Annotated in this window: 11 protein-coding genes and 1 pseudogene; 2 read left to right on the top strand and 10 right to left on the bottom strand. The window is 71.3% G+C overall.

Features of this window, described 5'->3' with window-relative positions:
* Positions 1 to 135: 135 nt before the first annotated feature.
* A complete protein-coding gene (locus ABT288_RS50460) occupies positions 136 to 429 on the bottom strand; it encodes a DUF8730 family Cys-rich protein (protein ID WP_502973013.1) in 294 nt (97 codons plus the stop codon).
* 998 nt (positions 430 to 1427) lie between these two features.
* Here ABT288_RS50460 and ABT288_RS47500 point away from each other — a divergent pair.
* Both ABT288_RS47500 and ABT288_RS47495 read left to right on the top strand, forming a co-directional pair.
* Complete coding sequence (locus ABT288_RS47500) at positions 1428 to 2084, top strand: YeeE/YedE family protein (protein ID WP_351622617.1); 657 nt, start codon at positions 1428 to 1430, stop codon at positions 2082 to 2084.
* Positions 2084 to 2500, top strand: coding sequence for a YeeE/YedE thiosulfate transporter family protein (locus ABT288_RS47495; RefSeq protein WP_351622614.1), 417 nt, complete (start codon positions 2084 to 2086; stop codon positions 2498 to 2500). Before ABT288_RS47500 ends, ABT288_RS47495 begins: the two co-directional genes overlap by 1 nt.
* A 526-nt stretch (positions 2501 to 3026) precedes the next feature.
* Here the strand turns inward: ABT288_RS47495 and ABT288_RS47490 are convergent.
* The 9 genes and pseudogenes from ABT288_RS47490 to ABT288_RS47450 all read right to left on the bottom strand — a co-directional run.
* A complete protein-coding gene (locus ABT288_RS47490) occupies positions 3027 to 3791 on the bottom strand; it encodes an NADase-type glycan-binding domain-containing protein (RefSeq protein WP_351622611.1) in 765 nt (254 codons plus the stop codon).
* A 673-nt stretch (positions 3792 to 4464) separates the two neighbouring features.
* A complete protein-coding gene (locus ABT288_RS47485; RefSeq protein ID WP_351622608.1) occupies positions 4465 to 5028 on the bottom strand; it encodes a phage tail protein in 564 nt (187 codons plus the stop codon).
* A complete protein-coding gene (locus ABT288_RS47480) occupies positions 5025 to 6983 on the bottom strand; it encodes a putative baseplate assembly protein (RefSeq protein ID WP_351622605.1) in 1959 nt (652 codons plus the stop codon). Before ABT288_RS47480 ends, ABT288_RS47485 begins: the two co-directional genes overlap by 4 nt.
* Positions 6983 to 7405 (bottom strand): GPW/gp25 family protein, encoded by a 423-nt coding sequence (locus ABT288_RS47475; RefSeq protein WP_055707777.1) that lies wholly within the window; start codon positions 7403 to 7405, stop codon positions 6983 to 6985. Before ABT288_RS47475 ends, ABT288_RS47480 begins: the two co-directional genes overlap by 1 nt.
* Entirely contained in the window at positions 7405 to 7722 is a 318-nt protein-coding gene (locus ABT288_RS47470) for a PAAR domain-containing protein (RefSeq protein ID WP_351622601.1), read from the bottom strand. The genes ABT288_RS47475 and ABT288_RS47470 overlap by 1 nt, the downstream gene beginning before the upstream one ends.
* A gap of 90 nt (positions 7723 to 7812) precedes the next feature.
* Positions 7813 to 9636 carry a VgrG-related protein gene (locus tag ABT288_RS47465; protein ID WP_351622598.1) on the bottom strand — a complete coding sequence of 608 codons (1824 nt, stop codon included), beginning with the start codon at positions 9634 to 9636 and terminating at the stop codon, positions 7813 to 7815.
* Entirely contained in the window at positions 9633 to 10355 is a 723-nt protein-coding gene (locus ABT288_RS47460) for a CIS tube protein (protein WP_351622623.1), read from the bottom strand. The genes ABT288_RS47465 and ABT288_RS47460 overlap by 4 nt, the downstream gene beginning before the upstream one ends.
* Entirely contained in the window at positions 10352 to 10777 is a 426-nt protein-coding gene (locus ABT288_RS47455; protein ID WP_351622595.1) for a phage tail protein, read from the bottom strand. The genes ABT288_RS47460 and ABT288_RS47455 overlap by 4 nt, the downstream gene beginning before the upstream one ends.
* 24 nt (positions 10778 to 10801) lie before the next feature.
* Positions 10802 to 11047: pseudogene (locus tag ABT288_RS47450) on the bottom strand (hypothetical protein); the annotation flags it as partial.

Raw genomic sequence — 11047 nt, 5'->3', positions numbered from 1 at the left:
CAAGTCCCGCACCCTCTACGACGAGGCGACCGCCTGGTCGCACCACGCCCACCTCCAGGCCGCTTGACCTCAAATGTCATGGGGTGTCTGCTCAGACTGGCGCAGGCGCCCCCGGTGCCGGAGCGTGATTTTACTTCATGCTGGGCTTTTCATCCACGCGATGAGCCGGGCCCACCAGCCATCCTTCGATCGGCCCGGTGAACTGTCCAGGCGTCGAGGAACATGGGTGAGTCGCACCGTCCCGCCCGGTCGGGCCGGATCCGGCCCCGTTCGAGTCACCGGCTCCCCTGTGCGCACAGGCTTGGGCTCCGCCGACTCACACATGCACCGCTGGGTTGTTGGCACGTCGGCGAGCACTTGCTCCACGTGTCTCCCGCAGCCCTCATAGGTCACCTTCCGGCATGACTGGCAGACAGTACGTCGGCACATGATTCCCCTTCGCTGGCACCATTACTAACGACCAGTAATATCAACAGTTTCGTCACAGTCGAATTCACAATGCCGTCACAACCAATGTCTGTACGTACACCGTTTCCACGAACAACTGACTCGCGCCACCGGGCGGGCCGACCAGGAGGGCGTGTCACACTCAAAGCGGCCTCGACATCGGCCGCGAATATCCAGTCATACGAGACATAGGGTATAAGTCTCGCGTGGCATACCTCACTCGGCGATGTCAAGCAGTCACAGTCGGAATACGCCCTGAGGTTGCTCGGGACCCCGAAACAGTGATTCCATCTCGCCCGGCCGAAGGAATGGAGGGCACTGCTTCGTATTATGACAGGCCGTCACCGCGTCTTTTCGAAATCGTCGGCCAGGGCGTGGCGAGGGCAAGAGACCGAGAACGGCAACCGCCCTCACGGAACGGGTGGTGTGCGCCGGTCAGAAGGGAGCAACGTGAGTTGCTCGCACGCCGCAGGATGCCCCCTTTTCCCCTTGCTCAGGGCGAGCTTGCAAGGCTGGCGTGACTACTACTGCGACAGCGAGGATCAGTGGCTCGGCTGTGCGCGCTACCAGGTGTCACTCACCGGCGAGCGTGTGCCGATCAGTCTGCTGCCCAACGGTGCCCGTGCGCGGCACCTTGAAGACCCGGCCAGCGGTCAGGACCGGTCCGGTGCCGCCGGCCCAGTGCAGGGACCCCAGCAGGCTCCTCCACCGCAACACAATCCCTGGCCGCCGGAGAACGCATCCTGGTCGCAGCCGGCACCGGCTCGGCCGCCAGAGCCGTCAGAACCTGTGACCGCGGCACCGGAGACCATGGCTCAGTTCGGGGCGGCATCTCCGACGATACCGGTCCCGCATTACCGACCGTCACCATCCCCACCGTTTCCCCAGCCTCCGGGCCGCCCATCTCGACACGCGGGGCAAGAGCCCAGCTCGAAGCGCGGCTGGTGGGCTCGATTCACCGAATGGATGGGAGGCCCCGCATGAGTGGCTACTGGCCCTGGTGGGCCGGCGCTGCCGGGCTCGCTCTGATCACCATCAACTACGCCCTCGCCACAGACCGGTCTTTCGGGGTGTCGTCCGCGTGGGATCGCGTGTTGCACTGGCGCAGGGAGCGCCGCCTGGAGCGGATGGACGAGGAGTTCACCGACGAGCGCGCACTCGCTGACGCTCTCGCCGCGGCTACGGCGGAGCACTTCGGCAGCAGCCCCGTCGCACCCGCCGTGCCGTCGGTTCCGTACGGGTCGTCACAACTGGTCGAAACGGACGTCGAACCGGCGGTGAGTGAGGACATCTCGGGCACGAGCCCCGGCCCGGCCCCGCTGGTTACCCAGGCTGCCCTGCTGGTATCGATTTTCCTCGGTGGATTGATCGCCGCGGTCACCTCCGGCCGGTTCCACCTCCGCTTCGACATGGGCCCGGGATTCCGGAACGTGGTCACCGCAAACCCGGCCGCCATGATCGTCCTGCTGTTCGTCGGAGGCGTGCTGGTCGGCTTCGGCACTCGGCTGGCCGGTGGGTGCAGCTCCGGCCACGGACTCAACGGCTGCGGCCGTCTGCGCCCGGTCAGCCTCGTCGCGACCGCCGTGTTCTTCGGCACCGCCGTCGCGGTGTCGTTCCTGCTGTGGAAGGTGATCTGATGCGTACTCGGGGCGCGATTCTGATGGCCAACATCGTCACCGGCCTCACTCTCGGCTATACCGTCTCCAACATCGGCTTCGGCGACTACACGGAGCTGAACCGCATGTTCACCTTCCAGGACCTGCGCATGCTGCTCTCCTTCGCCGGCGCCGTCCTGATCATCGTCTGCGCATTCGCTCTGCTACGCGTCCGCCGCACCCCGGGGCGCATCCACGCCGGCGTGATCCCCGGCGCCGTGCTGTTCGGCACGGGCTGGGCGATCTCCGGAGGGTGCCCGGCAATCCCGATCGTCCAGGTCGCCAGCGGATACCTGCCCGCCCTGGTCACCATCGTCGGCGTCACCATAGGTATCCGGCTGTGCCGCTGGGCCAACGCCCGCTACTTCCACCTCGACCGCGGCTCCTGCGGGCTGTGACCAAGGACGCCTGCCGCACGCCCCGCCGGGGCAGCAACTCGCGTTTGGGCCAGCCACCCCGTCGGTCTGCCCTGGCCCATCTCGCCTGTGAGTCCACCGCGCCCCGTCACAGTCATCTGCGTTCGGGGACGTTCAGACACTTTCCGCGTCAGGGACAGATGCTTGTCGTGTTCGCCCTGGCCCGCCTGCAGAACCGGCTCCTGTCCACGAACGGCTGGGCCTCCGGCGGACCAGTGCGCCCGGTGTGCACGTGCCTGTCGCACGCCTTCAATCTCGCGGTCGGGGACGGCCCGCCCCTCGCGTGGTTCGACACGGGGTGCTCGGAAGGCAGCTCCGAGTCGTCGATGGCGATCACGGCTCGGGCCCCGATGCCGGTGCTCGCCGCGAACGCGGCTGCCATGTCCTTGGCCTGGTCAAGGCCAGGGCCGTGAGCCGATGTTCGGTGTGCCGCTGAGCAGTGTCATGGTGACGCCGGGCAGCACGGGGCCTGTGGCCACACCACGGTGCCGTCATGGGCGCCCGCTGGTCAGCTCCGCTGGAAGAACTCCACCTCGGCGAGCGCGACATGCCGCCCCCTGGAGAGCCCCGTGACCGCCCTCAGCACCAGCCGCACCTTCACCACGTTGTCGATCCCAGTGGCGACGGTCTGGTCTCCCGCCTTGTCGCTGAGGTCGACGTCCTTGTGGTGCACCGAGCCGTCCGCCGAGGTGACCTCCATGTCCATGCGCAGCGCCCGCGCCTCACGGGCGTACTCCTCGGGCTCCTTCGACGCGCCATTGGTAATGATGAGGTCGACCAGCCGGAACGGCTTGCCGAAGGCGAACGTGATCGAGGCTCCGGCCCCCGGCGCCCCCCAGTAGCGGTTGCTGAGCCCGTCGGTGGTGTCCTTCGCCGGATGGCCGGGCACCTCGGCGTCGGCGTGAACGGCCACCGGGGTGATCGCCTTGGCGCCGCTGAGCTTGTCCCGGGTGTCCTCGATCAGGGCGCGCCCGGCGGGCAGCAGGAAGAACCCGCCCACGCACAGCGCGAGGATCACCGCCAGTGTCACCAGTACCCGGATCCAGCGCCCGGACCCCGCCCGGACCCGGCGCCGGAACGGCCAGATCGTCCGCCACCAGGGCAGCTGCTCATGGGCCGCCGCCGGGGTCAGCGGGCCGGCACAGCGGCGGCAGAACCGGCGCTCCGGCGGATTGGGCGTGCCGCACACCGGGCACGGTTCCCCGGCCGCTTCCTCCGGCGCGGCCACGGACCGTACGACCGGCCGCGGCGCGATCGGCTTCGCCGGCTGCACGGGCGCGGGCTGTGCGGGGGTCGGCTGGGCGGCACTCGGCTGTGCGGGGGCCGGCTGTGGGGTGGGCGGTTGCGTGGGAGCCCGTGGCGTGACCGGCGGCCGCGTGGGAGCCGGTGACGGTGCGGGCGGTTGCGTGGGGGACGGGGGCGGGGCGGGGGGCTGCGCCGAGTCGGACGGACGTACCGAGGGCAAGGTCTCGCCGACGGGGCGGTCCGAGGACGCCGTGGGTGCGGAGGAACGGTCCGCACCGCCGTGGTTGCCGGGGCTCTCGCTGCCGGTGCCGCTGCCTGTGCCGATCGGGCCGGCGCTCTCCGGGTCGGCGCCGCTGCCCGCGGGATTCCCGCGCGACCTCTCGGCGGCCCGGCCCGTGCGAGGCTCATCGGTCGTTCCGGCGCGTGCGGCACCGTCGGGTGTCGGCGCAGGCGCAGGCGCCGGTGTCGGTGTCGGACCGGATTGTGGTTGCGCTCGCGGTCCGTCGCCCTCCGCCGGAGGCGTGGACGGTGGCGGAGGCGTAGGCGTAGGCGTTGGTGTTGGTGTTGGTTCAGGAGTGGGCGACGACGCGGATGTGTCTCGCGCGCCCTCTTCGGACCAGTCCAGATACGAACCGCAGTTGCTGCAGAAGTCCTCAGCGGCGTCGTTGGACGCCCCGCACGCGGGACAGGCGCGCATGACGTCAGCTCCCCTCGTCCGCGGGCGGGCCGGGCAGGATCTCCACCCGGCACGAGACATGCACCGGGCACAGGGACCGGACGACCTCCCGGACCCGGCCCGCGTCCACGTGTGGATCGCGGCCCGGCCACACCCGGACCACGATCTCGCCGGACGGCTCCGGCGGCAGCTCGGTGCCCGCGGTACGGGACCACACCGCCTGGCCGTCACCGACGACATCGGCGTTCACCCCGAGGGCGAGCCGCAGCCGCTCGACCAGGCCACGCCGGGTGCCGCGCCAGCGGTGCAACTCCACGGCGCGTGTCACCGCCTCCCGGCGCAGTTCCGCAGGCCACCCGGCATCGTCGTCGGCGCCCACCCACGACGCCAGCCAGGCGACGAAATCCAGCGGCGCCACGCGCGGGTCGAGATACGCGGGCAGATTGTCGAGGGTCGAGAACACCGGGGCGAGGACGGTGTCCAGGCCCCCGGTGAACCGCTGGGCGAAGTCGTCGTCGGCGTAGAGCGCGGGCAGCAGCCCGCCGATCGGATGCCGGCTCGGCAGTCCGGGTACGGCCGCACGGCTCATGCCCGGCCTCCGGGTTCCAGCGGCTGTACGACGACCTGGTGCTGGTAGGAGAACACCAGCGCGCCCGCGGTCACGTCGATGCGGTCCACCGGCGTTCCGCGCCGCCCGGTGATCGGGTCGGCGGCGAACAGCCGTATCTCCTCCACCAGCGCGTTGCCGGTGGCGCGTTGCAGCAGGCCGAAGATCTCGCCGTACTGCACCGGCCGCCCGAACGGCCAGCCGGTGCCGTCCGGACCGCCGTGCAGCGGGTTGAGGTAACGGAACAGCGCGGCCAGGGCCGCGCCGCGCACCCGGTCGGTGTCCTCGGGCGCCGCCGCGAGCCGGGCGACGACCGTGACGCCCTGGTACACCGGCGGCTCCACCACCAGCCGGGTGCCGATCAGCCGTCGCTCGTCCAGGCTCTCGGTGATCGCGGCGAGTACCTGGTCGGAGGGGATCAGCTGCTCGAAGCGGAGCCGATCCCCGTCGTCCGCGACGGCGTCCGGCACCACCAGCACCCGTACCGCGCCGGCCCCTTCGGCCGCCGGCAGACAGCGCACCCGGCGCACCGAGGGGGCCGCCTGCCGGCTGATGATCTCGTAGTCCTCGGCGGTCACCGCGCGCTCCTGCATCCGCAGCGCGTCCGGCGCCCGCAGCTTGGCGTTGGCGACGGTCTCGCCCTCCACCCCGCCGCGTGCCGCCTCCCGGTTGGTGACCCGGGCGACGTACGGCACGGAACTGCGCAGCACCGAGATCGCGCCCCGCGCCACGTTGCCGGCCGGGCCGCCGCCGGTGCGATAGCGGGACACCCGGATGCGGGCGCCCTTCTCGGGCACCGCGCCGCACAGCCGGAGCGTGCCGTCCGGCTCACGCAGGGCCGGCGGGAAGGTGAACTCGCCGGTGGTCGCGTCCACCCGTACGTGCCGGTCGTCGGGAGCGGAGCGGCCGAAGTGTTCCACGACGCTCCAGCGCTGCCAGCCGTCGGCCGAGGAGACCTCCACCACCGGCGGCTCGCCGTCCAGCAGCACCGGCGGCCGGCCGAGCCGGAACGTCTGTCCCGGCACCCCCTCCGACGTGCCGAGCGGTACGTCCGTGACGGTCTCGGCGTGCTCGACGGCGATGGTGCCGCCGACCGTGAACACGGACGCCTCACGCACGGTCGGGGACTCCGAGTAGAACGGCTGTCCCGGCTCCGGCTCGGTGACCCGGCAGCGCAGCCAGCCCGCACGCGTCCCGCCGATCACGGACGCCGTGTGCCCGGCGGGGACGTGCACGATCACCTCGCCGGGCCGGTTGAGGCCGCCCGTCGTGTCCGAGCCGGTCTCGCACACCAGCCAACGACCGCCGTCCCAGGCCTCCCACACCAGAGGCGGCTGGCGCGGGTCCACGCCGACGCCCTCCACCCGGCTGTCCAGGCGTACGGCGACGATGCACCGGGGTACGGCCGTGGGCAGCCCGAACAGCACGGCGTCGCCGGGTTCGGGCGCCGTCTGGAAGCACCGTACGTCGCGGCCTTCGCTCAGCTCACGGGTCCGGTCGGTCTGCTCGCCGGTCCGGGGCGCGGTCACCAGCCGGTTCAACTCGCTCGGCACGATGCGCAGTTCGTCCGTGGTCGCGAACACCACGGGCTCCTCCGCCTCGCCGTCGCCCGTGGTCACCTCGGTGCCGGGGGGCAGCGTCACCGTGTCGGGCTGCGGCGCGGACAGCCAGAAGTCGACCTCGGCACCGGCCGCCGCCGGCGGGAACAGGCGGATGCCCAGCAGGTCCAGGAAGGCGGTGTAGTTCTTGTCGGGCACCCGGTTCAGCCGGTACAGCAGCTGGTCCACGATATAGGCGAAGGTCTCGATCAGGGTGACACCGGGATCCGAGACGTTGTGGTCGGTCCACTCCGGTGCGCGCTGTTGCACATACCGTTTCGCCTCGTCGACGAGTTGCTGGAACCGCCGGTCGTCCAGGTTGGGGGAGGGCAGGGCCATCAGTCCGCGACCGCTTCCTCGGCCCCCTCCTCGGAGGGGATCGTGTAAAAGGGAAACACCAGGTTGCGCCGGTCGTTGGTGGACCGCACCGTGTAGCGCACGTCGATGTAGAGGGTTCCGTCGTCCACCGCGTCGAAGGCCACCACCACGTCGTCCACGCTGATCCGCGGCTCCCACCGCTCCAGCGCCTCGCGCACCTGCTGGGCGATCCGCCCCGCGGTGGCGCCGTCGCCGGGTGCGAAGACGAAGTCGTGGATGCCGCAGCCGAACTCCGGGCGCATCGGGCGTTCTCCGGGCGCGGTGCCGAGCACCAGCCGGATCGCCTCCTCGATCTCCCGTTCCCGCTCCACCATGGCGATCCCGCCGGTCGGCCCGACCCGCAGCGGGAACGCCCAGCCTCGCCCGATGAACCGCTCGCTCATCACAGGCCTCCGATCCGGACGTTCAGGGCGCCGAGCTGGATCGTGGCGCCGCACGTGGTCTGGTCGCCCGCCCGTGCGGCCGGCAGCCCGCCGATGAGCACCTCGCCCGAGATCAGCCCGGCCGGGTTGGGCATGACCACGTTCCCCGGGCCCAGGGCGGCGTGCGGCGGCACCACACAGGTGTGCAGGCTTCCCACGACGGCGGCGGGACGGCCGCCGATCAGCACGCGCGCCACCGCCATGGCGGCGCCGGGCGGCGGGGTGGCGATCACACCCCCATGACTGGTGGGGTCGCCGGTACGGGCTGCGCCGGGCATGCAACGGACTCCTCGAAGCGGTTCTTGGCCCCTCAAGGGGCCTGTCGTGACAGGAATATGACGTACAGTCAGAGACGGGGGGCGAGAGTGTCAATTGATACGCACGAGATCCGCCTTCAGCACTCCGAGCAGGCCGCCGTCGAGCGTGAGGTCCGTCTGCCCCGCGACGCTCACCGACCGGCCGCCGACCCTGACCGTGTCGGTGCCGTCGATCTCCACGGTGCCGCCCTTCACGCTGACCGTCCCGGTCTTCGCGTCGAGCGTGATGCCCTGGCCGTCCATCACCACCGAGGACAGCGCCCGTCGGCCGCCGGCCGCGTACACCGTAAGCTCGAGCCGGTTGCTCCGGTCGTCCAGCAGCACCTCAAGCCGCTCGTCCGCGGTACGAAGCCGTACCCCGGACGGTCCCGTCGGAGGATCCAGCAGCTCCAGCCGGTGCCCCGAACGTGACACCACCGAACGGCGGTTGACCTTGCCGCTGGTCCCGTCCACGAGGGGCACGTCGTGCTTCGAGGGCCGGTCCACGCCGTTGTACAGACCGCCGATGACATACGGACTGTCCAGCAGGCCCTGCTCGAAGCCCACCAGCACCTCGTCGTTGACCTCGGGGCTCACCACACCGCCCCCGCCCTTGCCGCCCCACTGCACCGTACGCACCCAGTCGGTCACATAGGTGTCGTCCAGCCAGGGGAACTTGAGCCGTACCCCGCCGCTCTGCGCGCCGCCCGGCTCCCGCACGTCCGTCACCACCCCGATCGCGAGGCCCGGCATGCGCGGACCCCGCCCCGGCGCGTTCGCACCCGTCACGAGACCGGCCAGGGACCGGTCCGGGCTGGCGCTCACCCACACCGTGGTGCGGTAGCCACCGTGCGGTTCCAGGGTGTGCTGCACCGCCGTGGACGTGTACTTGCCGGAGAACGCGGGCCCCACGTTGCCGAGCGCGACCGGCCGGCCCGCCCGCAGCCGCGGATTGCCCTCCGCCAGCGCCTCCACCTCACCGAAACCCGCACTCACCTGACCGGCGACCGCACCGGCGGCCGCCGTCGTCTCGGCCTGCGTCCGGTACGGCGTGTCCGTCACCGTCAGCTTCGCCGACTTCCCGAACCGGGCGCCGAACTGCGGGGCCAGACCGGGCAGTACGGTGTCGCTGGTCACCGACTGCTGCCGGGCCACCAGCGGCGTCTTGGTGGCGACGTCCCAGCCGCGCACCTCGACCTGGGACGCCCCGTCCGCCCCCGACAGCGCGGCCCGCAGCGCCAGCAGATTCCGCCCGTACTCCAGCACCATCGGACTCTGCGTCGCCGGAGTCGACGGCGCGGGCGCACCGGAGGCCTTCTCGGGCTTGGTGAACTGCAGCACGCCCTTGTCGTCGACCCGCACCTGCGCACCGCTCTCGCCGGCCAGATACTGCAGGAAGTCCCAGTCGGACACATTGGCCTGCGACAGCTGCTTGTACGTGACCGGCGCCGCCTCCACCTTCCCGACCGGCAGCCCCGCCCCGGCGGCCACCTTGCGGACGATGGCCGCGGCCGTCATGTTCCGGTACGCCACCACCTTCCGCCCGCGCTGCAGCCGGTGCGCGACGGAATAGGCGCGGACGACCGTGAACGACCCGGTGCCGTCCCGGTCGATCTCCACCGCCGTGACCTCGCCGTTGAACAGCCGCTCCCGCGCCTGCCCGGCCACCGTCACCACCGACACCCGCAGCGGGGTGCCCAGCGTGATGCCGGTCGACTTCAGGAACTCGTGATCGGGATCGCGGTAGGTGAGCACGGCCGTGTCCGGAAGGCCCACGTTCTCGTCCACCACACAGCTCACCAGCTGCGCGGCCCAGATCTGCGGCAGCTCACCGGGCGCCTCCACGACGGGGTCCGCCGCGAAGGACCGGCCGCCCCGCGCCTCGGGTGTGGTCACCGCTCCTCCTCACCGTCCGCGCCCCCGAGCGCCGGCACCACCAGCTCGGTGCCGGGCACGAGGGCCATCGGGTCGTCGATTCCGTTCGCCTCCGCGATGACCCGCCACGCCGTCGCGTCGCCGTACTCCCGCCAGGCCAGCAGCGCCAGGCCGTCCCCGGCCACGACCGTGTGCGTGCTGCGGGCCGTACGGGCGCCGGACGTCGGGTTCTGTCCCGGTGGGTCGACGCTCGCCTCCTCCACCGACAGCGAACAGGTCGCCCGCAGCGGCTTGCCGTCCACGTCGAACAGCGTGTACGTCACCGACAGGCTGGAGAGCACGCCGTCGAACGACGTCGTCCGGGCCGTGCCCCACTCGAACCGCACCCAGGGACTGGCCGGTTTCTTCCGCGCGAGGCTCGCCGGGCTGGGCACGCACGCCTTCATCAGCGTCTCCACCGCCTGCTCCACCGAGTTGTCATGGGTCGAGGTCGCGTCGAGGAAGACCTCCAGGCTCAGCTGCCGCGGCCCGCTGCCCACGAACTCCGGCAGCGCCGACTGCCCCGCCATCCGCGACGGGGTGCGCCGCCACTCGGTGGTCTTGCTCAGCTGCAGGGTGCTGGGATTGAACTGGAGGTTCAGCCGCGCGATCGTCCCTCCGGGCTTCGCGCCGACCGCCGCCGGGGGTTCCTTCAGGGTCAACTGGGCCCTGGCCCGGCTCGTCCGCATGGCAGGCATCAGGAAGGCCTCAGTCCCTCGTGGGCGATCTCCAGCGTCTCCACCGCCGCTTGCGAGGAAGCCGGATCGAACGACGGCCCCTGCCAGCGCACCGGCACGATGCCGAGCACCTGCCAGCTGATGATGCGGGTCAGATCCGGCTTCAGCGCCACGATCTCGCCGTCCTTGGGCTCCACACGCCGCAGCGTCTCGTCGAGCCAACGCGCGATCTTCGCCGTGTCTGCGGTGACCGGCCGGCTGAGAGTGATGTTCGACCAGGTGACCCGGCCGGGCAACTGCCAGGTGAAGCCGTTGTTCCCGCCCTCCGCGTAAGTCTCCATCTCCACCTCGGCCCCCATACCGGAGCAGGTGTGGAAGGCCCCCAGATCGTTGCCGCCGATCGCGAGCCGGAAGAACACGCTCGTCGCGAAGATGTTGTCCGTCATCCGTTGGTCATCCGTTCCCAGTCCTCAGCGGCGTCCGTCGTAGGGGCGGCCCGCACGTTCGCGGCCACGCCGCAGATCGGCGCGGAGCAGCCGGGCCAGCGGGTCCAGCAGCCGCCGCGCCAGCTCGTCCAGGTCGACCACGGGCTCCTGCCGCGCCCCCGCCGGTCCCGGCCTCCCGGCGTCGGCCGTCCCGGGCACCGACGGCGCGGAGGACGCCCCTTGCCGGCCTCGCGGGGGCACGGCCGTCACGGGCACCCCGGCGGACAGTGC

It is taken from the genome of Streptomyces sp. NPDC001093 (genome assembly GCF_040298985.1).
In the GTDB taxonomy this organism is placed as follows: domain Bacteria; phylum Actinomycetota; class Actinomycetes; order Streptomycetales; family Streptomycetaceae; genus Streptomyces.
This window is presented reverse-complemented; position numbering and strand designations above follow the sequence as displayed.

Excerpts from the sequence above, each read along its gene's own strand:
- ABT288_RS50460 (WP_502973013.1), bottom strand. The coding sequence starts at position 429 with ATGTGCCGACGTACTGTCTGCCAGTCATGCCGGAAGGTGACCTATGAG.
- ABT288_RS47500 (WP_351622617.1), top strand. The coding sequence starts at position 1,428 with ATGAGTGGCTACTGGCCCTGGTGGGCCGGCGCTGCCGGGCTCGCTCTG.
- ABT288_RS47495 (WP_351622614.1), top strand. The coding sequence starts at position 2,084 with ATGCGTACTCGGGGCGCGATTCTGATGGCCAACATCGTCACCGGCCTC.
- ABT288_RS47485 (WP_351622608.1), bottom strand. The coding sequence starts at position 5,028 with ATGAGCCGTGCGGCCGTACCCGGACTGCCGAGCCGGCATCCGATCGGC.
- ABT288_RS47480 (WP_351622605.1), bottom strand. The coding sequence starts at position 6,983 with ATGGCCCTGCCCTCCCCCAACCTGGACGACCGGCGGTTCCAGCAACTC.
- ABT288_RS47475 (WP_055707777.1), bottom strand. The coding sequence starts at position 7,405 with ATGAGCGAGCGGTTCATCGGGCGAGGCTGGGCGTTCCCGCTGCGGGTC.
- ABT288_RS47470 (WP_351622601.1), bottom strand. The coding sequence starts at position 7,722 with ATGCCCGGCGCAGCCCGTACCGGCGACCCCACCAGTCATGGGGGTGTG.
- ABT288_RS47455 (WP_351622595.1), bottom strand. The coding sequence starts at position 10,777 with ATGACGGACAACATCTTCGCGACGAGCGTGTTCTTCCGGCTCGCGATC.